The organism is Candidatus Beckwithbacteria bacterium, assembly GCA_026397255.1.
In the GTDB taxonomy this organism is placed as follows: Bacteria; Patescibacteriota; Microgenomatia; order UBA1400; family CG1-02-47-37; genus JAPLVF01.
In genome coordinates this window covers 22803-46296 of record JAPLVF010000006.1, presented here as the reverse complement: position 1 = coordinate 46296, position 23494 = coordinate 22803, and the positions used below count along the sequence as shown (strand labels likewise).

The following is a 23494-nucleotide window of genomic DNA, read 5'->3' as shown; positions in this document are numbered from 1 at the left end:
GAGTCAATCTATTTAAGTAACTTTTTAAATTTCAGTAACTCCAGCGCTCTCAGCCCCGTATATTTTCCGACAAAAACATCCAAAGCCGCCACTGCCAACAAATAAATTTCCGGATTTAACAACACAAACTTCTGCACCCAATTCGTTCTTAAAACTACTGTCCCCACTCCCGCCATCAACATTGTTTCCAGCATAATTCTTAACGCCTCGTGGCGGCTTTTACCGGTTTGCACTTCAATAAAATTCTCCGATAATAACATCAAAATCATGATCGGAAAAATTGAGATCGCGGAAATTTCTCCGAATTTAATATTAATTCCTCCCAACATCACTCCCAAGACCGCCACCGACACCAACCACATCAATAAAGCCAGCCTTGGTAAATATTGCAACTTTAATTTTTGCGTTAATTTTCTGCCTAAAGTGGCTGCCACCCAAATAATTGCCAGTAAAATTAAACCCGTTCTTAACCCAGTTGCCACAAACGCCACCGACAGCATCGCCGGCACAAAAATTCCAAAACCGGTCAAACCGATCACGTGCCTGGCCGCGGCAATTAACCCGGCAATCAACGGAAACAATAATACCAGCACAATTGTGTTGGCCGAAACGCCTTTTGCCACCGCCTGACGGATGGCATACTGCAGCCAATTATTCCAACTCAATTTTCCGATTGGTCTTTGGTCTAAATACCCTTCCAGTTTCCCCTTTACCGCCGATGATCTCTCTGTTATGTCTTGTTTCGTTACTTGTTCAATCCCTAAATTGGCCGCCGGAGTAGTCACGATTTCCGCCGCAGGTGTGGCAATTAAACTTGGGGATGGACTCGCTTTTTTAGCCGCACCAAAAACCGGCTGACAACTCAATAGAAATAATCCTAGCACCACCGCCAATTTTCTCATGGCTGTATTATACTTTACTACTTCAACCCAGCGTCAACTTATTGACATTGAGTTCCGTTTGCCGGCTGAGCCCCGGTCGGTGCCACCCCAATTTCTCCCAGACCTGCTTGTTCTGCATTGGTATTTAGTGTTTTTTGACATTCCGCCGGAGGATTATTAAAAGCTTCACAAATAACTTTTTTTAAGGCATCTGAACTTCTAGGCGCATTCACTTGCTGACCATTAATTACTAAAGTTGGACTGCCTCCAACTTTATATTTATCATTTAAGGTTTTCTCTACGCTAAACAATGGAAATTGTCCGCTAAGCCAAGTCGTTTTGTCGTTAAACGCCTTCATTATCCCCACTTGCTGATCTGTGGCCGTATAACAAGTCTGCATTTTTTGAGTATTTATTCCCGCTTTTTGCTGGCAACTAGCGGTATCGTTAGACGCCACAAAACAGCGTAAATAAGCAATATATTTATCATTTTGCTCTTTTTCAATACAATATTGGCGCAAATTTTCTTCCACTTCTTTTTGGCCGTGCATCGCATAATAAACAAAACGCACTGCTATATCAGCCTTATCTTTTAACAATTCCATCACTGGAACAATTGCTTTTTGAGTTTGTAAACCAAAAGGACAATAACTCATCACAAACAGTTCCACTATTGGCTTATCGCTTTTTGGTGCAGGCACCACTGGCTCAGCTGCTTGTTGCGCCTGCGGCACCGGACTGGCTATTTTCTGACCACTCTTTAACACTTTTAACTGCGTCCACATTGATCCGATCGCAAACGCCGCAATCACTAATAATCCTACCAATATCGGTTGCAACAAATTCTTTGTCTGAACACTTGTTTTTTTCACAGGCATATTTTCTCCTTTTTACAATTAAGTTAACTATTGAATATACAATTGAATTAACTATTGAATCAACTGCAATTTTTTATCCTCGCATTTTCATTACTTTCACCACTCGGTCAACTGCCAGAATATACGCTGCCATTCTGGGGGTCACCGATTTATTCGTATAAATCTCCCAAACTTCTTTAAACGCCTTATCCATAATCTTTTTTAGTTTAGTAAAAACTTCCTCTTTTTCCCAATAGTAACCCATGTTATTCTGCACCCATTCAAAATAAGACACGGTCACTCCGCCGGCATTGCACAATACATCCGGCAAAGCCAAAATTTTATTTTTAAATAAAATCTCGTCCGCTTCCGGCGTCACCGGTCCGTTGGCCATCTCGATAATATACTTGGCTTTAATTCTTCCGGCGTTGTCTTTAGTGATTTGGTTTTCCAAAGCCGCCGGCACCAACACATCCACCGGTAGTTCAAATAATTCTTCGTTGGTAATATTTTGTTTATCTTCTGAAAATTTGTCCGGGTCTAAACCGTTTTGATCATAAACTCCGCCTTTAGAATTTGATAAAGCCACAATTTTGTAGCCGGCTTTATTGGCAAAATATGCAAACCAATAACCCACATTGCCTATTCCCTGGACAGCAATCGTCGTTTTCTTCTTTGTAAGGTACCGTACCTTACATAACTGTTCCAAGATATAAAATCCGCCCAAGCCTGTCGCTTCCGTCCGGCCTTGTGACCCGCCCATCTCCACCGGCTTGCCGGTAATTACCGCCGGTTCATGTTTACCTATAATTTTCTCGTATTCATCCAACATCCAAGCCATTGTTTGGCCGTCAGTGTTCATGTCCGGCGCCAGCACATCTTTCCAGGAACCAAAATTTTTATACATTGCCCGCATATACGCCCGGCTTAATCTTTCCAACTCTCCGGGGCTCATGTTTTTTGGGTCGCAAATCACCCCGCCTTTAGCCCCGCCGTAGGGAATCCCGACCACCGAACATTTCCAGGTCATCCACATTGATAAAGCCTTAATCTCATCTTCTGACACATTGGGATGAAATCTTATTCCCCCTTTGTACGGCCCCATTGCATCATTATGTTGAGAACGGTATGCCTTAAACGTCTTATAACGAACTTGCCCTGAGTCCGTCGAAGGGTCCATTTTTATTGTCAAATCAGACTTATGGACTATTTTTGGAGACTTTAATTGTTCAAAAATCTTCTTGTCAATCTTAATATATTTCGCTACTGTTTCCAGCTGCTTAACCGCATTTTGATAAACATTATTCATATAAAAAATAAAAACGTAGGCAATACAAAATTTTCGCGCGCAATCATGTCCCGACAAGCGTCGAGACGCGTGAGCACGATAAAATTTCGTATGCCGAGTTTTTTACTCATTTGTTAAATATTTCTCTGCATCTAAAGCCGCCTGGCAGCCCATTCCTGCCGCGGTAATTGCTTGCTGGTAACGGTAATCCACCACGTCCCCGGCCGCAAACACTCCTTCAACGCTTGTCATTGTTTGAAAATTGGATTTTGAAAATTGAAAATTTGTCATTATATATCCTCGCTCATTTAGCTGAATTTTTCCTTTGAACAAATCCGACGCCGGCCGATGGCCCAAAGCCAAAAACACCCCCTCCAGCTTAATTTCTTTTTCGTTATTAATCTTCACTGCTTCTACCCTATTTTCCCCTAAAATTTCCGTCACTGCCGAATTCCATAAAATCTCAATCTTAGGGTTATTTTTAACCCTCTGGCTCATAATCCTCGAGGCCCTTAGCTGATCCCGCCGGTGCACCAAATAAACTTTTTTGGCAAATTTGGTCAAAGTTAATGCATCCTCGCAAGCCGAATCTCCCCCTCCTAGTACCGCCACTGTTTTATTTTTGTAAAACGGTGCGTCGCAAACCGCACACACCGCCACCCCCCGGCCAAACAACTGGTCTTCTCCGGGAATATGCAGGCGGATACTCTCCGCCCCGGTCGCAATAATGACTGTTTCTGTCTCCAGATTATTCACTTTAAATGGCTCTCCGGAAAAATCTACTTTACCCACTGTTTCATCGATAATTTTCGCCCCGAACTTTACTGCCTGTTCCCTCATATTCATCATCAACTGCGGCCCTAAAATCCCCTCTTTATTCCCCGGCCAATTTTCGATAATCGAAGTGTTCATTAGTTGCCCACCGCTATTCGGCCCGGAAAAAATTATTGGTTTTAACTCGGCTCTGGCGCTATAAATCCCGGCGGTATATCCCGCTGGCCCCGAACCAATGATTATCAATTTATAAATATTTGACATAAAAAAATAAATTTAAGTCTAAAACTCTTTAAGAAAAGCCTTCGCAGATACATTTGGCTTGGTACCTCGCATAACGAGGGCAAATGTATCGAGAAAGCAGGCAGTCGTCGTCGCTGGAGCGACGAACTGCCGATTTTCACTAAAGAGTGTAGATGAAAAATTTATATTATTCTCCTAATATTTTATTTATCAGTTTTACTACTCCCTCTTTTCCCGCAAACCCGCTCACTCTTTCTACCTCCTGACCGCCTTTAAAAACGATCATTGTCGGAATACTCATAATCCCGTATTTTCCGGTAATTACTTTATTCTCATCTACATTCATCTTACCCACCGTCAATTTGTCTTTGTATTCTTCCGATAATTCTTCAATTACCGGCGCCGCCAATTTGCATGGTCCGCACCAATCCGCGTAAAAATCCACCAACGCCGGCACTTGGTTCTTTACCACTTTCTCTTCAAAATCTTTATCTGTCAGTTGTAAAACAGCCATATTTAACTCCTAATAATGAAAATGATGCAGGTTATCATTCCCCATTTTTAATTTTTAAATAACTGCTTTAAAATTTTATCTAACTTGTTTTTCTGCGATTCTTTTACCATACACTGACAGGCTTCGTGTTTCAATAGTTCCCGGCCGACTCTCCCCAGCGCCTGTCTCGCCGCCACCACCTGTTGTACCGTCTCTAAACACTTTTTCTTCCCGGCATACATCTTCCTGATTCCTCTCACCTGACCCTCAATTCTGGCTAATGATTTTTGTATTTTGTCCATGCCCATATACTACCCCCCAGTATCACTGATTGTCAAGTCTTTTTTTACGCTTTTGTCATCAAAATATAATATAATTAAACTTATGATTGACAGATTCCTCGAATTATTCCGGCCTCATTTTCCTGAAAGCGGCTTTGTTGTCTTTCGTCACCTTCCTTTTCCTTGTCCCAAAAAAAATATGACTCTTAATGTTCCCTATCAACAAGGCCACCAAGCACATTCCTTGTCCGAACTCGCCAGCATTGCCGTTGAGAACTTAAACCAGAGTAAAACCTTAAATTGTCATGGCTGTGGTTCAATCTTAAAACCCATTAAAGCTATCCCTGCCGATACTACTAAAGTAACTGACGCAATTGAAGCTTGGCTTAGCGATCGAAAAATTCGTGATCGATAAAATTTTAGATCAATTTACTCTATTTCCGTCCCCTTAAACTGCTTCCCGTCCAAAATCTTCTCCAAGTTTCCAAAATCATGACCGTCAGTAATTATTACTTTCAGCTTAATTTTCTTAGCCAGCTGACAGGCAATCGGGTCAAACGGCGAGTTCAACCCCGGCGTCCATTTACTCCCGACCAATTTAATCAACTCATTCCACTTCATTTTCTTAATTGGCTTCGCGTCCGGATATTCGGCCGGATCTTTATCGTAAACCTGATCAATATTCGACAAATTAATTACCAACGGCACTTTATAGTCATTCGCCACCATCACCGCGCAGTAATCAGTCGACCACCCCGGTTTCCAGCCAGACGCCATGGCCACCGGATAATCCAACGCTTTTTTATCCACAAAATCATAATGCTTTAAAATTGACGGGTAGGCCACATCCCGCAGCAATGTCCGGAATAAATGGGCGTTTAATCTGGTCGCATGCACCCCCACCCAATCCAAGTCTTCATCAGTTATGTGTTTTCCAGCCGCCCAAGCCGCCGCATCCCGGTATTCCCGGGCCGTGTAGCCGCCCCCCGTAACAATAAAAAATCGCCTTTTTTTGGCGATTTGTTTTCTAATAAATTTGTCAAATTCGTGAAGATATCTAATGTCGATTTTTTTTGCCTTTCCGTTAGGGGCAAATACCGAACCTCCGAGAGATAAAACAAAGGTCTTCATCAGCAGTGATTATGGATTAATCTCTCCTCCCTGTCAACTTTTTGAATATAAACCGCCACATTCTACCGAAATAAACCACGTTAATCAGTAATCCCGCTAAAACAATAATCGCATCATATCCGTGTCTTAAAGAATATTCATCTTGTAAATTCAGCCACATCCCGAACTCGTCAAAAATTAGTCCCATGCCCCATCCGTAAATTGCCGCTAACTTCAACCGCCAATAGGGCATAAATTTTGGCGGCAGCAACATAAACAGCAGGCTCGCCGGCACTACTAAAAAAATTCCCAGAGCAAAATGGTGGATATGTGCACCGATAAACTGCGGGGTAAAATTGTCCCTCCACAATCCCAGTAAAGACAGATAAATATACCCTCGGGCCATGATAAACCCGATCAGAAAAAACAACAAAATTACAAATCCTGTGCTTCCCCGTTTTCTGGCGATTAAATGCTCGTAAATAAAATTCATCTTCTTTTTTTAACTAACCAATAACTTAAAGTCAAGCCCACCAGGACTAAAGAAATCACCTGCGCCACATTTATATTTCCAATTTTCCAGGGATCAATCCTTAAAAACTCCAGGAAAAACCTCCCTAGGCCGTATAGCCCCAAATAAGTTAAAAAAACCTCTCCGTTCCCTATCTTAATTTTATTGTTATTTATAACTTTTATAATCGTTATGAAAATTATTAAATCCCAAATCATCTCGTACGCAAACAGCGGGTGAAATTTTTCAAAATCCATCACCTCCAACAGTCGGTTTTCCGGCTTAATATAAATACTCCAAAAAGGCGGGTTACCTTGAGCGGAGTCGAAGGGCAAACCATACAATTCCTGGTTAAACCAATTCCCTAATCTCCCAATCGCCTGTCCCAAAGGCAGCCCTACTGCCCCTGCGTCTAATAATTTTAAAAAATTTTGTTTATTTCTCGCGTAAAGCCCCAAACCAATCACCCCTCCCAAAATCCCCCCGAAAATCCCCAACCCACCATGCCACACCGCCGGAATCTCGCTTAAATGCTGTTGATAATAACCCCATAAATCAATCACATGATAAATTCTGGCCCCGATAATCCCTCCACCCACCACCCACAACAAACTGTCCCAAATTTTTTTGTCTTTTTTACTGGCCACCCCCGCCCCTGCCAATATCCCTAAAACCATCATCAAACCGTACAGATGAAAAGTTACTGGGCCAAGAGTAAACATAGCCACCCGAAAATTATTGTTTTAATCCCCATATACCATTTCAACTCATTATTACTGATTTCTTTTTTAACTTGCCAAAATAATTTCTGTTTTAATAAATCCCTGTTAGTTAAATACTCCCGCCATTCCTCAAACAAAACCCTCAGCCCCAACCCGATTACCAAAACCTTGCCGAATAAGTTTGTGGTCGAAGTCAAAGCAAAAACCGCCAACACTACCCAGGCCAACTGAAACAAAATTCCTCTTGAAGTTAACTTGTCAAACTCCCCGCCCCTCAATTTCCAAGTTTGCCAAAAAACTTTCCAGTCTTTCTTCCCCAACTGATATTTTAAATATTGGCTGATCTGCGCTTCCGGATGAATAATATAAATAAAAGCGACCTTGTCCAAAACCGGCAACCCCCAACCAATTATTCCCCCTAATATAATGCTTATAATCTTTATAATCATTGTGCTTTTTATTTCTCTTCTTTTAGTATAACCACTTTTTTTACCCTTGCCAACGCCGGTCCAGCGTGGCACAACTTAATCAACTCCTTTATCTGTTCTTCTGGTCCTTCTGCCTGAAGTTCCGCTGTGTCATCATCGTTATTCCAAACCTCTCCCACTATTCCCAACTCTTCCATTTTCCGTCTCACCCAGTACCTAAATCCCACCCCCTGTACCTGCCCATAAATTAAAATGTGAATTTTACTCATAATAAATTATGATTATAGTCGAAAGCTTTTTAAAAAAAGCCTTCGCAGTTAGCGGTAAGCCGGTCCCCGCGAAGCGGGGTTACCGCAACGAGAAAGCAACAAGTTGCTGGCGCTGGCCAGTAAACTTGTGATTTTGACTAAAAAGCGATCGACTATTTATATGTCCGAGCCAATTTATTGTGAGTTTGTTTTATCTCTTTTAACTTCCACATAAAAAGTCTGGCTTTATTTTTCACCTGATAGGCGTCCGTCACAAAATTTTTCGCCTGTTCCAGCCACTGCCGCGGTGTCGTTTTTGCCAGGCGCATATACAGCGATTTATGCCCTAAATCATCTAAAAACACCGACAATCTGTAGGCATAGTCCTGGAATTCCTGACTGATATATTTCTTCCGATCAATGTCGTAGTTCGACATCAAGTCAAACAATGACTTTGGTTGCCCCCCGCGCTTAACGTTTCCCATTTATTAGGTTAATTAGGTTAATTAGAATAATTGGAATTAATTTGTTAATTATTTCCCTCTCTTCCGGCCTAAAATTTTGCAGCACGTAGTCTTCCCCTGTCCCCTTAAAAGCAGTCTTGATTCGGTTATCAATCCCCACTCTCACATGCCAGAAGTTTTTATAACCTAACTGCTCGTAAATCGACTTTAAGCCGTTATGTACTTTCGGCCCTTTTTGTCCAATCTTAAATTTCCCCAGTTCAATGTCCAAATCATCATGGACCACAAATAGGGAATTAGGTTGTAGGGAGTAGCGTTTAGTTAATTTCTTCACCGCTACGCCGGATTTATTCATAAATTTCTGCGGTTTTACCAAAACTGTATCTGTTAAATTTAATTTCCCTAGTTCATCCGCCACTAAAAATCCCACATTGTGCCGATTATTTTTATACTTCTCCCCCGGATTACCCAAACCCACAATTAATTTCATATCTTATTCTAATATAATTTTTATGAAATTTATAATGATTATAACCTTTATCTCTTAAACTGCCACTCATATTTTTTCATTTCCGCCAAGCCCTCTTTAGTAAACTCCACCCCCTCTTTTTCCAGCCTAAATCGTTGTTCAACCTCACCTGAAAACGCAAAGTTCGGCGCCAACCGGCCGTTTTTATTCACTACCCGGTGGCATGGTGTTTTCTCTCCGTCAGGGTTTGAATGTAACGCCCAACCTACTTTCCGACTATCTTTTGTCCCCAATTTCCTGGCAATCTGGCCATACGTCACCACCCTTCCTCTTGGCACCTGTTGCACCAATGTATAAACTCTCTCAAAAAATCCCATCGCCCTACTTCATCTTAGCCAACTGTTTTCTGGCCAGCTTGCCGACAACCGGCAGCTCAAATTCCTGTCCATTGTAGGCTTTGTAAATCGCCAACAACCAAACCACAAAGGAAACAATTAACACAAATGGAGACAATAACCAACCGATGACCGGCACAAACGACAAAACCGTCATGGCCGCGAAAAACATTAACGCCTGCATCGCGTGAAAGCGGACAAATTTATTGTCTTTTTCCGCCAGTAAAAACACCAAACCCGACACCCAGCCTAAAACATAGGCTAAGGCTCCGGCCGTTTTTTCCTCCAGACCGAAAGCAATCTTTTTAGTAGTAGCCATAAAACCTCCTATTTTTTAAAATAAACTCGGCTGTTCTGATTTTAATTTATCATCATTTATTTCTTTTAGCGAGCCCCAAATTTTTACTACCCCAAATACTCCGTCATAACCAGGGTTAATAACAATCTTGCCCGACCGGACCTTAGCAACACCTTCAGCCACTTTTTCTCCCGCTATTTTGCTAATTTCCTGCAAATCTTTTTTTAATAAAATGTCCAATTCGTTACCTAAAACGCTAATCATTTTTTCATACATTTCGTCCACTCTTTTACTGGCTGTATTCGTCCCCAAACTTTCTGCCAAAATCTCTCCCAATGGCACCAGCATCACGTACGGCGGTCTGGATTTATCCGTCGGATGATAATAACCCACCACCCCGGCCTCACTGGATTTTTCTATTGCTTTTAACTCTTTATTAACCTGATCCAACTCATCCACCCGATGCATCACACCCACTGTTAATGGCCGGCCGCAAACATGGCAAGTCGTCCCGTTTTTTCTCGTTTCTTCCGGCGACTGCACCACACCGCAGGCCCGGTGGCCGGTATAATGATACTTCCCCTCTTCCGGATGAAACTCAATTGTATAAGCAATCCGGCACCGACTATCTTTATCTTGTTTAATTGCTCCAGCAATATCATCGAACTTCAACTTGTCCCCACTAAATTCAAAGACCGTCGCTTCCCGTCCCATTTTTCTCGGACTGTGCGAATCGGAAAAGCTGACAATCGCCCGTTTTTCCAAATCTTTTATCCGCCAATTCATTAACGGATCCGAGGACAACCCGGTTTCCACCGCATAAATCCGGTCAGAGAACTCACCGAAAGCCTCTTCAATTGAGTCAAATCCGGACTTGGAGCCGAAAATCGCAAACCACGGCGTCCAGGCGTGCGCCGGCACTACCAACACCCGCTCGTCAATCCCCCACACCACTTCGCACATTTGTTTTAAAGTTAACCCCAAAATCGGCCGGCCGTCACTTAATAAATTCCCACCCCGTTTCGCTAATTCCTCATTAATTTTATGCACGGTTTGAAAACTGGGCGACCAAAAAAGCGTGTGTATTCTTCTCCCTTTGTTTTTATCTGTATAAATATTGGCAATCTCTGTTGATAAAAGAAATCTGGTTTTGCTCGGACTGTTTTTAACTTTAAATATTCCTTCCCCATCCTCTTCTAAAAACGTTTCCAATTCTTTCAGCCATAACGGGTGCGTCCAGTCGCTGGTTGCCAGTAAATCAATCCCTTTTTTCTCCGCCCATTTAGCCATGACTGACGTCATCATCTCCGGTGATACCGCCCGCGAATACTTGGAATGAAGATGTAAATCCGCCACAATCTGCATACGCCTATTGTAGCAAATCAACTTAACTTAAGCTCCGCCCCATGATTTCAGCCGCATCTTGCAACAACTGACTTTTAACCTCACCGATATCATCATCAGGGCAAACATAGGCCCAGCAGACATCTCTTTCTAGATCTTTATCAAAATTATCAGCAATTAATTCTGATAAAGTTGTTTTATAGGGTAAAGTCAGATGTTCTATGCCTTCTTTTTTTTCTACCAATAAATTCCACATAGATGTCATATCAAAAACTGCTGATCCTTTTGTCGTTGATTCTAATACTTGTAAACAATCTGAAGGAATTTTTCGTCCCATAATTACATAAGCCACCGCTTCTACATGTCCATTCAACGGTCTCCACGGCTGTTTATTGAGGCATTTATTTTCTTGTATTAACCATTCTGCCCTTGACTGCTCTGGTGTTTTAGCTGAATCTTTTCCCATAAAAAACTGCCTTTCCGGGCAGTTATAACCGTACTATAACACTCAAGTTATAATAGTCAACATAAATCGAAAGTTGGCACAGGCAATGCAGTCAATCTTTTTCAAAAGAAACTTAAGCAGATATAAAATAATTTTGACGCAGGCATACAAATTTTTCGCGCGCAATCATGTTGCCCTTCGGGCACGCGTGAGCACGATAAAATTTCGTATGTCGAGTCAAATACATCTCTATTTTGTCAACCATTCCACTGCCATAAACACCAAATACACCCCCACCAACGCTGCTCCCTCCCACCGCTCCAGTTTCTTTTTAGTTTTAGTGAAAATCCAAAACAGGATACACACCAAAACAAAACTGCTAATTGTCAGCAAATAAGCCGTTAAACCGTCAGGCAGTACGATCGGACTGATTAAACTTAAGATTCCTAAGGTTAAGGCGGAATTGGCCATTAATTGGCCTGATAAATTTCCCCAAACCATGGCCGCTTCATGTTTTCTGATCGCCTCAATCTCAAAAAATAGTTCCGGTAAAGTTGTCCCCACCGCCATCAGTAAACCAATCAAAAATGCCGGTATGCTTAAAATATTGGCTAAGGCTAAACCATACTTTACCACCATCTCACCGCTGACAATCAACATTATCCCCCCGACTATAAACCACCCGAACCACCAAGTTATTTTTTTTTGCTTATTTTTGGTTAATAATAATCGCCTCAGGCGATAATCGCCTTCCTGAGGATAATATCCTCCTTGTTGCCGGCCTCTTAGCAAAGAAATTGCATAAAAAATGTAAATCGCAATTAAAATTAACCCTTCAAGCCTGGATATCCGTCCATCCACCAATAAACTAATCGGCAGTAAAGCAGTTAAAAAAATGTTCATAGTGTCCTGCCGCAACCACTCGCCGGAAACAGCCACGCTGCCGCTGACCAAAGCCGCCCCGCCCACTACCAAGCTTAAATTGGCAATATTACTCCCTAAAATTGTCCCGAACGCTAAGGCTGATTTCCCGGCTAAAACCGCATTGATTCCCACCATTAATTCCGGCAAGGCATTCACTAAAGCAATCAATAAGGCTGTCGCTGCAAATTTATTCAAAACGGTAAAACTCGAAAAATGGTGCACACAGTCAGTCAAAATATCCGTTGCTTTAATGAGCAGTAGACAAAATCCTACCGTTAGCAAAAAATAAATTAGTATCATTTTTTATTAAACCTTAATTTAATCACTTCAATCATCATTATAATCATAATACTCGCTCCCCCTACCAGTAACCAATTATTTATTCCTAATGGTTCTGTCTTAAATATTCTTTGTAAGGCCGGTAAATACAAAACTAAAACCTGCAATCCCACGCCTGCTCCGACCGCCAGCCACAACCAAAAATTAATAAAACTGCCTATGTACAGGCTGTATAAAAGCGGCGCTACCGCCACAATCGTAAATGCCACCGACCGGGACAAATTTAAATTACCGCCCCACCTTAAATTAAAGTAAAAAGCGGCTAAAGCCGTCAATCCCGTCACCAAAGACACTAAAACAACCGTCAATTTCATCTCTCTATCCATCAGTTCCCGTTTCTGCCCGATTGGTTTATCTTTCATCAGATTCTTCGTTCGCGGATCAATAATCAAAGCAAAAGTCGGCAAACTATCATTCACTAAATTAATCCATAAAATCTGCGCCGCGGTCACCGGCAACGGCCAGTTAAAAATCATACTTCCCACCACTACTGTCACTTCCGCAAAGGCATTGGCCATCAAGTAATAAACTACTTTAATTAAATTCAGGAAAATGTTTCTTCCCTCCTCCACCGCCGCTAAAATTGTGGCAAAATTAGAGTCCAAAAGAACCATGTCCGCCGTCTCCTGGGCTACCGCTGAAGCATCGGCTACCACAATTCCGATATCGGCTTTTTTTAACGCCGGCGCGTCATTAACTCCGTCACCGGTCATTGCTACCACTTCCCCCCGCGCCTGCAATTCTTCCACAATTTTTAGTTTTTGCTCCGGCGTTGCCCGGCTATAAACATCCTCTTTAGCAATCCCCAATTTCCCGGCAATCGCCCAGGCCGTCTCCTGAAAATCACCGGTTATTAAAATTACTTTTATCCCCGCCTGTCTTGCTTCAATTAAAGCGTCTTTAACTCCTTCTCTGATAGGATCTTCATAAACCAACACCCCCAGCCAGATTAAGTCATTACTTATACTACCTATCCTACTTTTGTTACCTATATTCTTATAGGCAAACCCTACCAGCCGGTGAGCTAATTTTGCTTCGGTCTCAAACTGTTTTAAAATTATTTTTCTTTCTTCGTTTTTTATTTTACATTTTCCCAGCACCACTTCCGGCGCCCCGGAAACCAACATTAATCCCAAATGCAAAGTAACAATCAGTTTAGTCTTCGGGTCAAACGGAATGCTATCCAATCTGCTAGTTTTTTCTTGTTCGCCCGCCCAGTCTTTCATGGCAATCTCCAACGGGTCTCGTAAGTCATTGCACCACACCGCTGCTTTCCTTAGTAATGGTTCATCGTCCGTCAACGCTTTAACTACTGTCATTTTCCCTTCCGTTAAAGTCCCGGTTTTATCGCAAGCAATCACTGTCACACTCCCAAGTGTTTCTGCGGCCAACAGCTTCCTCACTAAGGCTTTCCGCTTAAAAATCCTCTGCATACCTATGGCCAAAATCACCGTCAGCGCAATTACCAAGCCTTCCGGAATCGCCGCCACCGCTATTGCTACGCTGGTAGTAAAAATTTCTACCAACGGATGGCCTTTTAACCAACCAATTATAAAAATTAACCCGCAAATCAAGCCGATGATAACTGTTAATTTTCCGGCAAACCGATTCAGCTGTTTTTGTAAAGGAGTGGCTGGCTCCTCAGTTTCTGCCAAGCTTTCGGCAATCTTCCCCATCTTTGTTTTCTGCCCCGTAGTCTTAACTAACATCTTAGCAATCCCGCTCACCACAATTGTCCCCATATAAACTTCATCGTCGACCCGCTTATTAACCGCTTGACTCTCCCCTGTCAGCATTGCTTCGTTTAAACTTAAGTTGTTTACCTCAATCATTACCCCGTCTGCCGCTACTTTTTCTCCCATTTCCAAGATACACACATCCCCCGGCACCACCTCTTTTGCCTCAATTATTTGTCTCTGTCCGTCTCTGATTACTTTAGCTTTCGGTGTCAGAATTTTCGACAATGCCTCTAATCCCTTTTCTGCCTTTAGTTCCTGAAAAAATCCTAAAATTGTGTTCAAAATGACTGCCGCACCAATCACGCCCGCATCCACAGTATCACCCATTACCCAAGTCACCCCGCTGGCAATCACTAAAATATAAATTAGCGGCGACTTAAATTGGGACAATAAAATCTTTAAACCACTGAAACCTTTTTTCTCTTTTAACTTATTCTCCCCGAATTGTTTTAATCTCTCTTCAGCTTCTTTATTAGTTAAACCTGCTTGTTCCGCCATGATATGATTATGCCATGAAATTTCTCCCTATCAAAACCCGGAAATTCCTGCCCCCAAAAGACGATCTTTACAATCTGTTAGATGAATATTTATCTGTTTTAAAAGACAAGGATATTTTGGTCATTACTTCCAAAATCGTCAGTATTTCTCAGGGCCGGACCGTCAGGATAACCCCCACTACCGACCGGATTGCTTTAATCAAACAAGAGGCCGACGCCTACCTCCCAGACAACCCCTCCTCTATGACTGTCAAAGACCACACCCTCACTCCTTTTGCCGGCATCGATCGCTCTAATGCCAATGGTTATTACGTTTTATGGCCAAAAAACCCGCATCTGGAAGCCAAAAAAATTTGGGCCTACTTAACTAAAAAATTTTCCCTCAAACACCTCGGGATTATTATTGCCGATTCTTTTTGTCTTCCCTTCCGCTGGGGTCACCTGGGTATTGCCATCGGTTTTTTCGGACTGAATCCGGTTTATTTCTACACTGATAAAACCGATATTTTCAATCGGCCCCTGGTAAGGGCCAGCTCCAATTTAATTGACGCTTTATCCGCTTTAGCCGTCGTCCATATGGGCGAAGGCAACGAACAAACTCCGCTTTGTCTAATCCGCGGCTATTCCAAAATTCAGTTTGACCAAAAAGATCACACCCAAGAATTTTTTATCTCTCCTCGCGATGACCTCTACACCCCGTTTCTAAAAAATCTCAAGAAGTAATTTTTTGTAGTTTAAATAATCTTTCCAGCTCTTTTCTGCTCGTCGCTTCGCTTAAGTTTTTATCATCCCGGAAATTGACTAACCGCGGAAAGCGCAAGGCTAGTCCAAACGCGTGAATCGGGCTTCTGGTAATCTCATCCGCCAAAATTTCGGTAATTAACTCCGGCCTTACCCAAACATCACAGTCCAAATTCTTATCCACCAAGTATTCTTCCGGCTTTTTGTTAACCTCTAGCTTCTTGCATCTCGTGGCTAACTCCCGCCACTGCTCATCGGTTAAACCTGTACCAATCTTGGCAATCGAGCCGACTGCGCCCGACGAAGCCTTTGGCGAAGTCGGGTCAACAACCCCCACTAAGAACGCCCCTACTCCAAACCCCGTCCGTTTTCCCTTACCTAAATAATGGCCCATCACTACACAGTCGATTGTGTCCACCAACTCGCCCTCGGTCGCTTTTTTCAGTTTCACCCAGTTAAAATTTCTCGCCCCTGCCTGATAACTGGTCGTTAACTTCTTACACATCACTCCTTCCAGTCCCATCTTTAAATATTTCGTCATCAACTCCCGCAGTCTTTTAACATCACTAATAATTTCTTGATCCGCTAAATTTAATACTTGCCCTGAACCCAAGCTTTGCGAGTGGTTCAGGGTCTTTTCCAATAACTTTCTTCTTTCCCTAAAAGTCTTTTCAATTAAATTCTCCCCATTGAGTAGCAAAATGTCGTAAATAAATACCTTTATCGGCATTTCCTCGGCTTTTTGTCCCACCCCATGGATTCTTTTTCTCTGCACTGTTTCCTGAAACGCTAACAATTTGCCTGTTTTCGGATCACAACCCACCGCTTCTCCGTCTAGAATCACGCTTTTTACTGGTAAACTTTCACAGGCTTTGGCAATATCCGGAAACATTTCAGTCATATTATCCAGGTTTCTTGAAAAAATTCTCACAAAATTTCTTTTCTTAGCCCCAAATAAATCTTCCTGACCCGCCAACTTCACATATTTCCCCTTATCATAATGAATCTGGACTCTCAAACCATCCCACTTCCCTTCCACCGCAAACACGCTTAACTTTTCCACAATTTTCTCCGCGCTGGGGAGCCGTTCGGACTTGGCTGGCCTAATCGGCACTCCCAGTATTGCTTTAACTCCGCTAATCCCTTTTAAGCCTTCTTGTTTAAAAATTCTGGCAATTTTGCCGATGTCCGCATTCACATTAAATGCCCGCTCCAAATCCGGCCTGAGACTTTTATCGCCTTTCGCCATCCAGGACAACCCATCCAAAACCGTCATTTCTGAAAACCCCAGCCGTAAATTATTAACCGGAATCCGCACGGTAAATCCGGCCGACAAATTATCCAAATCCTGCAACAATCTCGCCATATTATTTACTTTTCTGTCCTGGCTTCCCTGGCCTTCATCCATCGCAATATCAAATAATTTTTTATATACTTCCGCCACTGAAAGATTTCCTGCCCGCCTAAATGCGTCAGCTTTTGGCGAGGTTACACCCAATGTTTTTACTACCTCCCCCAAATTCCCCCTTTTCTTATATTCTGCCTCTACTTTTTTTAACTCCATACCGTAAGCTCCGGCAATCACCCTCAGGATCATTTTTTCGCCCAAATTAAACTCGATTCCTTCAAATTTTGGCCTTAAATTCCCCAGCGACAAATACACAATTTGATCAATTTCCTCCCCGCTCGCTTCCTGATACAATTCCGCCAAATGCCGCGTCATTTCTAACCTAGAGGCTGTTTTTTCAATCTTCTCCAAATATTCTGCCAATTTTTTAAACTTCATACCTGATTATAGCTAAAAAATAATGTTGGCGCAGATATACAAATTTCAGGAGCGCAAGATGTCTGGCGAGATTCCCGGCGAAACGCCGAGAAGAGTCGCAAACGATTGAGCACCTGGAAATTTTGCATGTCGAGCCAATTAACTTCTATTTCTTCATCACGTAATAAGCATTTTTAGTGCTGCCGCGTTTCTTTACCACTCCCTTTGCCATCAAATCTTTAATATCTCTTAAAATCGTATCGTCCGACACGTTCGGCAGCACCGCCCGGCCATCTTTTACAATTAATTGCTCTTTTTCCGTCAAATATTCAATTAATTTAATCTGCCTTTCCGATAAAGCAATCTGTCGACCCAGCCGGTCCCGCCACCGGAAATCAATTGACAAACTTCTGACCCGGTCTTTAATTTTATTAAGCTCTATCGCTAAAGCTTTGGTAAAAAATTCCAGCCATAAAGTTAAATCGCCGTTCTTTCTTGAGACAGACTGCAGCGCTACATAATACTCTTCCGCATTTTTATCAAAATATTCTTCCAAGGAAAAAAACCGCTTCACATCATACCCCTCGCGGTACAAAACCAATAGGGCAAAAGCCCGGGCCACCCGGCCGTTACCATCCACAAACGGGTGAATTCTCACCAACTCATAATGAGTAATTCCTGCCCTCAAAATTGGGTGAATATCTTGTCCTAAGTCGCTGTTTATCCAACTGAAAAACTCCTCAATTTGCACCCGTACTTCTAAAGCCATGGGCGGTCGAAAGCTGACCTCGCCGGTAAAACTGTTTTTAATTACCACGCTGTTTTCCCTATATTCCCCCCGATTTTCTTTTTCCAAAACCTTTTCCGTCGTCAATTCATGCATTTTTTTCAACCACGATTCTGAATAGGCCGTTGCCCTTCCCGGCCCTTCGATATTGTATCGTTCGCCCAACCGATCAATATATTCCAACACATTCCGGTAATTAATCACTTCCTGGATATCCCGCTCCCGGGCAATCACTTCCTCTCCCTCCATCACCCTCTGCGCCTGAGAATAATTCAGTTCATTGCCTTCGATTTTCGTGCCGAAATGTACTGTCCGTACCTTTGCTTCCTCTTTAAACTTCGCCTCCCACGCCGGCACCATCACTGCATAATCCACCACTTCTTTCGCCCCTTCAATCTGGCCGATGTGTTTTAAAATCGGATTGGTAATCGAAAATTTCGGATGAAACATAAGTAATCTCCGCAACAATTATCGCATCTATTGCGTTAAATATCAATCCCAAAGTATGTGCGCTTGATTTTCCCTAATCGTCGCCTTGGACACTAACACAAACTGAGCTTTTTCCTGAAATTCTTTCAGGTTTGACGCTCCGGTGTAGGACATCGCACTTCTTAAACCAGCCGCCAAATCATTAATCACGTGCTCGGCTGAACCTTTAACTTCTACCATGGTATAAATCCCCTCTGCCGCCCTAAATTCGCCTAACTCTACCCCATTGTCTTTCATGTAATCTGCCGATGCCTGCCCGCGCGCTTTCTTCTTCCCGCCAATCACCTCTCCTGGTGTTTCTTCTGTCCCTGCCAACAATGACCCAATCATCACCAAGCTTGCTCCCGCCGCAATCGCTTTCGCCATATCTGCCGGCTTCCTAATACCACCGTCAGCAATAATCTGTAAACCGCTTTCTGCCGTTTCTAAAACTGCCGCCATTTGCGGCAATCCGGCCCCGGCCACTAACCGGGTAATACATAAACCCCCCGGCCCGACCCCCACTCTGACAACTTCCAACCCCTCCCGCTGGTATTCCATCACCTGAGAATAATTAGCAATATTGCCGCATATCACCGTCAGTTTTAATTTTTTCTTAATCTCTTTGGCCGCTTGCACCACCGACCGCATTCCCCCATGGGCCACATCCAACAAAACCGCCTTAGCCCCGCATTTTTTATATGTTTTCGCCTGTTCCAGATGATTTCTCATTCCAATGGCATAAACGCACCGGATTTTCTCTTTAGTCAGTTGTCGGCAAAGCTCGCTGTTTTTTTTCAAATCACCCCTGGGTAAAGTTCCGATTCCGCCAAGTTTATGCATTAACCGGATCATTTTCTCCCCGCAAATCGTATCCATCGGCGCCACGATAATCGGCTTGGTTAAATGGTACGGTCCCAAATTGACGGAAATATCCGGGTTTTTTCTGGAGGCAACATTAGTATCCGCCTGCGGCACAATTAATACATCATCATACGTAATCTCACAAGGGTTGGCCCCGGAAATTTCCGGCCAAATTTCTGTTTTTCCCAAAGCTTTATAAAATATCTTAGACATTTTTTCTAATAATTGCCCGCCGGTCCGAGCCGACGCCGATTAACTTTATTGGTAGTCCGGTTAACTGCTCCACTCTTTTTATATACTTCTTTGCCGCTTGAGGCAACTGCTCAAACCGCCTGATTTTAGCAATATTCTCATTCCAACCAGATAGAGTTTCGTAAACCGGCCGTTGCCGGCTTAACTCGACCGTATCCACGCTAAAATTCGGATTGACTTTAATCTTCAACGCCCCAATTCCTGTTAACACATCCAGTTTCGTCATCGCTAAGCTGTCCAAATTATTAATCTTTTTCGCATAAATTAAACTGGGAATATCCAACCAGCCGCAGCGCCGCGGCCGGCCGGTCGTCGTCCCGTATTCGTGGCCAATCTCCCGGATTCTCTCCCCGGTTTTATTAATTAATTCTGTCGGGAACGGCCCACTGCCGACACGAGTCGTGTAAGCTTTTACCACTCCAATCACCTCAAGCTTTTTCGGCCGGAAGCCTGTCCCGGTTAATAAACCACCCACCGTCGAATTCGATGAGGTCACAAACGGATATGTGCCGTGATTTATATCCAAAAGCGTCGCCTGAGCCCCTTCAAAAATTATTTCCCCGCCCTTTCTTTCCGTTTCCCACAACCACTCGGTCACGTCACCAATTTGAATCAATGGGTTTTTCTTAATCCCCTCTAATGCCTGCCAATAATCACTTAAAATTTTCTCGCTGCTTAAATTAAACTTTCCCTTCCAGGTCTTAATCAGACACCGATTCCAAGTCAGTTCCTCTTTAATCCTTAAACCCAGCCTTTTTTTATTAGCCGCATCTATCAGCCGAATTCCTCTTCGGCCCACCGCGTCTTCATAACAAGGACCGATACCCCGGCCGGTTGTCCCGATTTTGCCGCAGTCTAAAACATCCCTTATTTTATGCCATGGCATAATTAAATGGCATTTTTCGGAAATCAAAATCCGGGCATGTTTTTTACCGGCGCTGTCTTCCAAAATTTTAATCTCTTCTGCCAACACTGCCGGATCAATAATCACTCCGTTGCCAATCACGCAGGTTTTATCCGGATAAAGAATGCCTGACGGTAATAAATGAAAGGCATGTTTTTCGCCCCGGACGACCACCGTATGGCCGGCATTCGGACCACCCTGGTAGCGCACCACTGCTTTAACTTTCTTTTTTTGCGTTAATAAATCAACAATCTTGCCTTTACCTTCATCCCCCCATTGGGTTCCGATAATCGCAATGTTCATCTTATTTTTTAATCACTAATTTAGTAATTTTTTCCGCTAAACCAATGTATTCCATTGCCCCACGAATCCGCCAACTGGCCGGAAAAGTGGGGCCTACCCCTTTCCCTCTTGTCATTTTCTTTATTTTTTCATAAGCCTGCTCATCACCAGCCACTTTCATCTTCAACTGTTCCAACTCTCCCAGCATTTCCGGATGATTTTTAATTTCCTGTTTTAAAAATTCCGTGTTAGGCTCAATCTTCCCCAATCCCTTCATCAGACTTTTAATCGCTAATGCTGTATGGCCGAAGACCACCCCAAAGTTCCGCTTCACCGTCGAATCTGACAAGTCTCGCTGCAAGCGCGAAATCATCAATTTATTACTCATCATCATTAAAATACTATTGGCCAATTCCAGATTTCCCTCAGCGTTTTCAAAATCAATGGGGTTGACTTTATGCGGCATCGTTGACGACCCGACCTCTTTCCCTGTCCCCTTTTGTTTAAAATAATCCAAACAAATATACAGCCAGCAGTCTTTACTCAAATCCAGCCAAACATTATTCAGTCCCCTGATTAAGTCTAAAAAGAGTGCTGTCCGGTCACCCGGTTCAATCTGGGTAGTGACCGCTACCGGCTGTAAACCCAAGCCACTGATAAATTTCTGGCTGAAATTTAACCAGTCTTTTTTCGGATAAAGCTTAACTTGAGCATTAAAATTCCCTACTGCTCCATTGAGTTTACCGCCCAGTTTTTGCTCTTTAATTTTCTTCAGCCACCAGCTGGCCCGCCCGACAAACACCGCCAATTCTTTCCCGACCGTCGTCGGCACCGCTATTTGTCCGTGTGTCCTAGCCGGCATCACCACGCTTGTATATTTCCCGGCCATTTTCAGTAGTTTTTCTATAACTTTCTTTTCTAAAACCACTAATTGTTCTTTCTTAAACCGCGACAAAATCACACCATAAGCCAGATTATTCACATCCTCGCTGGTCAAGCCCCAATGGATCCAAACCGATAATTTTTTTAAGCCCAACTTGCCTAAATTTTCTCTGATAAAATACTCCACCGCCTTAACATCATGATTAATTTCTGCCTCAATCTTTTTGACTCTTAAACAATCTTTATCCGTTAAATTTTTTGCCCACGTTAATAATCGCTGTTTTTCCTGTCCCGAAACCTTCACGGTTTCTAAAAAATCGACCAATGCCAACACATATTTTGCTTCTACCCAAACTCTTTGTTTAATTAAAGCGCCTTCGCTGAAATATTTTTCTAGTTCTTTGACTTTATCCTGATATCTTCCGTCTAGTGGAGAAATTGCCGCCAGTTGTCTAATCTGCCCGTCAGCCATCGCTTTGATTTTACCACAAAAACTTAAATAAGTTTCTTTATCTCTTCCAACGCTTCCGGAAATTTCGTATAACCGGCCTCGCTATTTAAATGCTTCCCGCCCTTAATAATCTGCAGTTTCACCCCTAAATTGTCCGCAATTCTCTGGGGAAATTTAATCGCTACATAGGGATCGTCGTCACCGACCATCACGACAAACTGATGACAATTTTGTTTAATTTTTACAAAGTCAAACGGATGATCTATAAAAGTTTTATTAAGCGTGTCATATGGTTCTTCTCCGATAAAACCATCAAACGGCGCCGCTAAAATTGCCGTCTTAATCGGGCTCGTCCTTCTCTCTAATAATCTTAAGAAAAACCCCGGTCCCATTGAATGGCCGACAAAAACAGTTTCACCGTTGACTTTATCTTGATACGGCTCAAACGCTTTCAACCAATTTTCCAAGCTCTGCCCCTCCGGTGTCGGAAATTTCGGCACAAACACTTCAATTCCTAAACTTTTTAACTCTCTCTCTAGCCACGGAAACCAATTAGCCTCCGGACTACCCATTGTGCCATGAAAAATAAACACATTCATATTTTCTTAAATATCTCGCTTTTATTAAACCACATTTTGCCTTTTTTTGTCGCTAAAACCAACTGAAAATACTCTTTATTCATCAGTCCCAGCTTCATTAATGGCAGAAAATTCATGCTTTGGCTGGAGTGCGCTTCAATCGCCGCGACTTTTTGTTTAAGCACGCTTTTAACCTCTACTGTGTGGGTAATCGGCAATTTTTTCTGGTACACGTACGGCCATTTAAGCTTAATTCCCGGCGGCTGAAACAACATAAACACCAAGGCTTGCACCTTAAGTTTTGCGTGTTGGACCGCCCGTAAAGCTGCTATTGAGACCCCCACGTGGTCTAAGTGAAAATACCAACCCGAATGGTCAAACGTCATCACTACGTCCGGCTGATATTTTTCAATTGCATCAATAAAAGCCAATTCCAACCCGCCCCAAACAATCTTATTATTTACCTCTCCGTCTTTAAAATTCAGAATTTCGCATTTGCTTACTCCTAGAATTTCGCACGACTTTTTAAATTCATCAATCCTGTTTACCCCTAGCGAAGCTCCGACTTTTCCGTCGGAGCGAAGTGGGGCCCCCACCTCACCCTTAGTTGCCAACACCACTGCAATCTCATTTCCCTTATTTGCCAACAGCCGGATTGTCCCCCCGGCCGCCACTGCTTCATCATCCGGATGCGCCAGTAAAAACAAATACTTCATAGTTGTAGTATATAACTGCTGTCAGTTTATGGGGAAAAATAATCAAACCTATAA

The 23494-nt window shown here is 42.9% G+C and carries 28 protein-coding genes; 2 read left to right on the top strand and 26 right to left on the bottom strand.

Going from position 1 to position 23494, the window contains the following annotated elements; all coding sequences use genetic code 11:
- Positions 1-8 precede the first annotated feature (8 nt).
- The 6 genes from NTZ93_01025 to NTZ93_01000 all read right to left on the bottom strand — a co-directional run bounded on the left by NTZ93_01025 (position 9) and on the right by NTZ93_01000 (position 4838).
- Entirely contained in the window at positions 9-902 is an 894-nt protein-coding gene (locus tag NTZ93_01025; protein ID MCX6816439.1) for a hypothetical protein, read from the bottom strand.
- A 38-nt stretch (positions 903-940) separates the two neighbouring features.
- Positions 941-1759, bottom strand: coding sequence for a hypothetical protein (locus tag NTZ93_01020; protein ID MCX6816438.1), 819 nt, complete (start codon positions 1757-1759; stop codon positions 941-943).
- A gap of 73 nt (positions 1760-1832) precedes the next feature.
- On the bottom strand, positions 1833-3047 hold the full coding sequence (locus tag NTZ93_01015; protein ID MCX6816437.1) for a Glu/Leu/Phe/Val dehydrogenase: 1215 nt from the start codon (positions 3045-3047) through the stop codon (positions 1833-1835).
- Between the two features lie 102 nt (positions 3048-3149).
- Positions 3150-4064 (bottom strand): thioredoxin-disulfide reductase, encoded by a 915-nt coding sequence (trxB, locus tag NTZ93_01010; protein MCX6816436.1) that lies wholly within the window; start codon positions 4062-4064, stop codon positions 3150-3152.
- 166 nt (positions 4065-4230) lie between these two features.
- Positions 4231-4557 carry a thioredoxin gene (trxA, locus tag NTZ93_01005; protein ID MCX6816435.1) on the bottom strand — a complete coding sequence of 109 codons (327 nt, stop codon included), beginning with the start codon at positions 4555-4557 and terminating at the stop codon, positions 4231-4233.
- Positions 4558-4604: 47 nt separating this feature from the next.
- Positions 4605-4838, bottom strand: coding sequence for a metal-sensitive transcriptional regulator (locus NTZ93_01000; protein MCX6816434.1), 234 nt, complete (start codon positions 4836-4838; stop codon positions 4605-4607).
- Positions 4839-4920: 82 nt separating this feature from the next.
- On the opposite strand from NTZ93_01000, the gene NTZ93_00995 reads away from it, so the two are divergent.
- On the top strand, positions 4921-5232 hold the full coding sequence (locus NTZ93_00995; GenBank protein MCX6816433.1) for a hypothetical protein: 312 nt from the start codon (positions 4921-4923) through the stop codon (positions 5230-5232).
- A 14-nt stretch (positions 5233-5246) separates the two neighbouring features.
- On the opposite strand, the gene pyrH is transcribed toward NTZ93_00995, so the two are convergent.
- From pyrH to NTZ93_00930, 13 genes are all read right to left on the bottom strand, one after another.
- A complete protein-coding gene (gene pyrH / locus NTZ93_00990; protein MCX6816432.1) occupies positions 5247-5948 on the bottom strand; it encodes a UMP kinase in 702 nt (233 codons plus the stop codon).
- Positions 5949-5964: 16 nt separating this feature from the next.
- A complete protein-coding gene (locus NTZ93_00985) occupies positions 5965-6420 on the bottom strand; it encodes a hypothetical protein (protein MCX6816431.1) in 456 nt (151 codons plus the stop codon).
- Complete coding sequence (gene lgt, locus NTZ93_00980) at positions 6417-7160, bottom strand: prolipoprotein diacylglyceryl transferase (GenBank protein ID MCX6816430.1); 744 nt, start codon at positions 7158-7160, stop codon at positions 6417-6419. The genes NTZ93_00985 and lgt overlap by 4 nt, the downstream gene beginning before the upstream one ends.
- The gene (locus NTZ93_00975; GenBank protein MCX6816429.1) at positions 7139-7609 is read right to left on the bottom strand and encodes a hypothetical protein; all 471 of its coding nucleotides are present in this window, start codon (positions 7607-7609) and stop codon (positions 7139-7141) included. The genes lgt and NTZ93_00975 overlap by 22 nt, the downstream gene beginning before the upstream one ends.
- An 8-nt stretch (positions 7610-7617) precedes the next feature.
- Positions 7618-7857: an acylphosphatase gene (locus NTZ93_00970; protein ID MCX6816428.1), complete on the bottom strand. Its 240-nt coding sequence runs from the start codon at positions 7855-7857 to the stop codon at positions 7618-7620.
- A gap of 152 nt (positions 7858-8009) precedes the next feature.
- On the bottom strand, positions 8010-8321 hold the full coding sequence (locus NTZ93_00965; GenBank protein MCX6816427.1) for a hypothetical protein: 312 nt from the start codon (positions 8319-8321) through the stop codon (positions 8010-8012).
- On the bottom strand, positions 8308-8790 hold the full coding sequence (pth, locus tag NTZ93_00960) for an aminoacyl-tRNA hydrolase (GenBank protein MCX6816426.1): 483 nt from the start codon (positions 8788-8790) through the stop codon (positions 8308-8310). Before pth ends, NTZ93_00965 begins: the two co-directional genes overlap by 14 nt.
- A 47-nt stretch (positions 8791-8837) precedes the next feature.
- Entirely contained in the window at positions 8838-9146 is a 309-nt protein-coding gene (locus NTZ93_00955) for an MGMT family protein (GenBank protein ID MCX6816425.1), read from the bottom strand.
- A gap of 4 nt (positions 9147-9150) precedes the next feature.
- Positions 9151-9483, bottom strand: coding sequence for a DUF4870 domain-containing protein (locus NTZ93_00950; protein MCX6816424.1), 333 nt, complete (start codon positions 9481-9483; stop codon positions 9151-9153).
- Between the two features lie 15 nt (positions 9484-9498).
- Positions 9499-10827 carry an endonuclease Q family protein gene (locus NTZ93_00945; protein MCX6816423.1) on the bottom strand — a complete coding sequence of 443 codons (1329 nt, stop codon included), beginning with the start codon at positions 10825-10827 and terminating at the stop codon, positions 9499-9501.
- 22 nt (positions 10828-10849) lie between these two features.
- The gene (locus NTZ93_00940; GenBank protein MCX6816422.1) at positions 10850-11272 is read right to left on the bottom strand and encodes a hypothetical protein; all 423 of its coding nucleotides are present in this window, start codon (positions 11270-11272) and stop codon (positions 10850-10852) included.
- Positions 11273-11500: 228 nt separating this feature from the next.
- A complete protein-coding gene (locus NTZ93_00935; protein MCX6816421.1) occupies positions 11501-12475 on the bottom strand; it encodes a sodium:calcium antiporter in 975 nt (324 codons plus the stop codon).
- Positions 12472-14751 (bottom strand): HAD-IC family P-type ATPase, encoded by a 2280-nt coding sequence (locus tag NTZ93_00930; protein ID MCX6816420.1) that lies wholly within the window; start codon positions 14749-14751, stop codon positions 12472-12474. Before NTZ93_00930 ends, NTZ93_00935 begins: the two co-directional genes overlap by 4 nt.
- A gap of 14 nt (positions 14752-14765) precedes the next feature.
- Between NTZ93_00930 and NTZ93_00925 the strand changes: the two genes are divergently transcribed.
- Positions 14766-15473, top strand: coding sequence for a coenzyme F420-0:L-glutamate ligase (locus tag NTZ93_00925; GenBank protein ID MCX6816419.1), 708 nt, complete (start codon positions 14766-14768; stop codon positions 15471-15473).
- Here the strand turns inward: NTZ93_00925 and NTZ93_00920 are convergent.
- The 7 genes from NTZ93_00920 to NTZ93_00890 form a co-directional block, all read right to left on the bottom strand.
- Positions 15463-17277: an ATP-dependent DNA ligase gene (locus NTZ93_00920; GenBank protein MCX6816418.1), complete on the bottom strand. Its 1815-nt coding sequence runs from the start codon at positions 17275-17277 to the stop codon at positions 15463-15465. The two genes, NTZ93_00925 and NTZ93_00920, sit on opposite strands and share 11 nt — an antisense overlap.
- Positions 17278-17422: 145 nt before the next feature.
- Positions 17423-18493 carry a Fic family protein gene (locus NTZ93_00915; GenBank protein MCX6816417.1) on the bottom strand — a complete coding sequence of 357 codons (1071 nt, stop codon included), beginning with the start codon at positions 18491-18493 and terminating at the stop codon, positions 17423-17425.
- Positions 18494-18535: 42 nt separating this feature from the next.
- The gene (locus NTZ93_00910; protein ID MCX6816416.1) at positions 18536-19588 is read right to left on the bottom strand and encodes a guanosine monophosphate reductase; all 1053 of its coding nucleotides are present in this window, start codon (positions 19586-19588) and stop codon (positions 18536-18538) included.
- Complete coding sequence (locus NTZ93_00905) at positions 19581-20834, bottom strand: adenylosuccinate synthase (GenBank protein ID MCX6816415.1); 1254 nt, start codon at positions 20832-20834, stop codon at positions 19581-19583. Before NTZ93_00905 ends, NTZ93_00910 begins: the two co-directional genes overlap by 8 nt.
- Position 20835: 1 nt before the next feature.
- Positions 20836-22167 carry an adenylosuccinate lyase gene (gene purB / locus NTZ93_00900; protein MCX6816414.1) on the bottom strand — a complete coding sequence of 444 codons (1332 nt, stop codon included), beginning with the start codon at positions 22165-22167 and terminating at the stop codon, positions 20836-20838.
- A 23-nt stretch (positions 22168-22190) separates the two neighbouring features.
- Positions 22191-22745, bottom strand: a complete 555-nt coding sequence (locus NTZ93_00895) for an alpha/beta hydrolase (protein MCX6816413.1) — start codon at positions 22743-22745, stop codon at positions 22191-22193.
- Complete coding sequence (locus NTZ93_00890) at positions 22742-23440, bottom strand: PIG-L family deacetylase (GenBank protein MCX6816412.1); 699 nt, start codon at positions 23438-23440, stop codon at positions 22742-22744. The genes NTZ93_00895 and NTZ93_00890 overlap by 4 nt, the downstream gene beginning before the upstream one ends.
- Between the last annotated feature and the right edge of the window lie 54 nt (positions 23441-23494).

Bases quoted from the DNA above. Each gene is read 5' to 3' on its own strand.
- NTZ93_00890 (MCX6816412.1), bottom strand. From the start codon at position 23,440: ATGAAGTATTTGTTTTTACTGGCGCATCCGGATGATGAAGCAGTGGCG.
- NTZ93_00945 (MCX6816423.1), bottom strand. From the start codon at position 10,827: ATGCAGATTGTGGCGGATTTACATCTTCATTCCAAGTATTCGCGGGCG.
- NTZ93_01025 (MCX6816439.1), bottom strand. From the start codon at position 902: ATGAGAAAATTGGCGGTGGTGCTAGGATTATTTCTATTGAGTTGTCAG.
- NTZ93_00950 (MCX6816424.1), bottom strand. From the start codon at position 9,483: ATGGCTACTACTAAAAAGATTGCTTTCGGTCTGGAGGAAAAAACGGCC.
- NTZ93_01000 (MCX6816434.1), bottom strand. From the start codon at position 4,838: ATGGACAAAATACAAAAATCATTAGCCAGAATTGAGGGTCAGGTGAGA.
- lgt (MCX6816430.1), bottom strand. From the start codon at position 7,160: ATGTTTACTCTTGGCCCAGTAACTTTTCATCTGTACGGTTTGATGATG.
- trxB (MCX6816436.1), bottom strand. From the start codon at position 4,064: ATGTCAAATATTTATAAATTGATAATCATTGGTTCGGGGCCAGCGGGA.
- NTZ93_00975 (MCX6816429.1), bottom strand. From the start codon at position 7,609: ATGATTATAAAGATTATAAGCATTATATTAGGGGGAATAATTGGTTGG.
- NTZ93_00895 (MCX6816413.1), bottom strand. From the start codon at position 22,745: ATGAATGTGTTTATTTTTCATGGCACAATGGGTAGTCCGGAGGCTAAT.
- NTZ93_00935 (MCX6816421.1), bottom strand. From the start codon at position 12,475: ATGATACTAATTTATTTTTTGCTAACGGTAGGATTTTGTCTACTGCTC.
- NTZ93_00930 (MCX6816420.1), bottom strand. From the start codon at position 14,751: ATGGCGGAACAAGCAGGTTTAACTAATAAAGAAGCTGAAGAGAGATTA.
- NTZ93_01015 (MCX6816437.1), bottom strand. From the start codon at position 3,047: ATGAATAATGTTTATCAAAATGCGGTTAAGCAGCTGGAAACAGTAGCG.
- NTZ93_00995 (MCX6816433.1), top strand. From the start codon at position 4,921: ATGATTGACAGATTCCTCGAATTATTCCGGCCTCATTTTCCTGAAAGC.
- NTZ93_00925 (MCX6816419.1), top strand. From the start codon at position 14,766: ATGAAATTTCTCCCTATCAAAACCCGGAAATTCCTGCCCCCAAAAGAC.
- NTZ93_00965 (MCX6816427.1), bottom strand. From the start codon at position 8,321: ATGGGAAACGTTAAGCGCGGGGGGCAACCAAAGTCATTGTTTGACTTG.
- NTZ93_00910 (MCX6816416.1), bottom strand. From the start codon at position 19,588: ATGTCTAAGATATTTTATAAAGCTTTGGGAAAAACAGAAATTTGGCCG.
- pyrH (MCX6816432.1), bottom strand. From the start codon at position 5,948: ATGAAGACCTTTGTTTTATCTCTCGGAGGTTCGGTATTTGCCCCTAAC.
- trxA (MCX6816435.1), bottom strand. From the start codon at position 4,557: ATGGCTGTTTTACAACTGACAGATAAAGATTTTGAAGAGAAAGTGGTA.
- pth (MCX6816426.1), bottom strand. From the start codon at position 8,790: ATGAAATTAATTGTGGGTTTGGGTAATCCGGGGGAGAAGTATAAAAAT.
- NTZ93_00905 (MCX6816415.1), bottom strand. From the start codon at position 20,834: ATGAACATTGCGATTATCGGAACCCAATGGGGGGATGAAGGTAAAGGC.
- NTZ93_00940 (MCX6816422.1), bottom strand. From the start codon at position 11,272: ATGGGAAAAGATTCAGCTAAAACACCAGAGCAGTCAAGGGCAGAATGG.
- NTZ93_00985 (MCX6816431.1), bottom strand. From the start codon at position 6,420: ATGAATTTTATTTACGAGCATTTAATCGCCAGAAAACGGGGAAGCACA.
- purB (MCX6816414.1), bottom strand. From the start codon at position 22,167: ATGGCTGACGGGCAGATTAGACAACTGGCGGCAATTTCTCCACTAGAC.
- NTZ93_01020 (MCX6816438.1), bottom strand. From the start codon at position 1,759: ATGCCTGTGAAAAAAACAAGTGTTCAGACAAAGAATTTGTTGCAACCG.
- NTZ93_00915 (MCX6816417.1), bottom strand. From the start codon at position 18,493: ATGTTTCATCCGAAATTTTCGATTACCAATCCGATTTTAAAACACATC.
- NTZ93_00920 (MCX6816418.1), bottom strand. From the start codon at position 17,277: ATGAAGTTTAAAAAATTGGCAGAATATTTGGAGAAGATTGAAAAAACA.
- NTZ93_00955 (MCX6816425.1), bottom strand. From the start codon at position 9,146: ATGGGATTTTTTGAGAGAGTTTATACATTGGTGCAACAGGTGCCAAGA.
- NTZ93_00970 (MCX6816428.1), bottom strand. From the start codon at position 7,857: ATGAGTAAAATTCACATTTTAATTTATGGGCAGGTACAGGGGGTGGGA.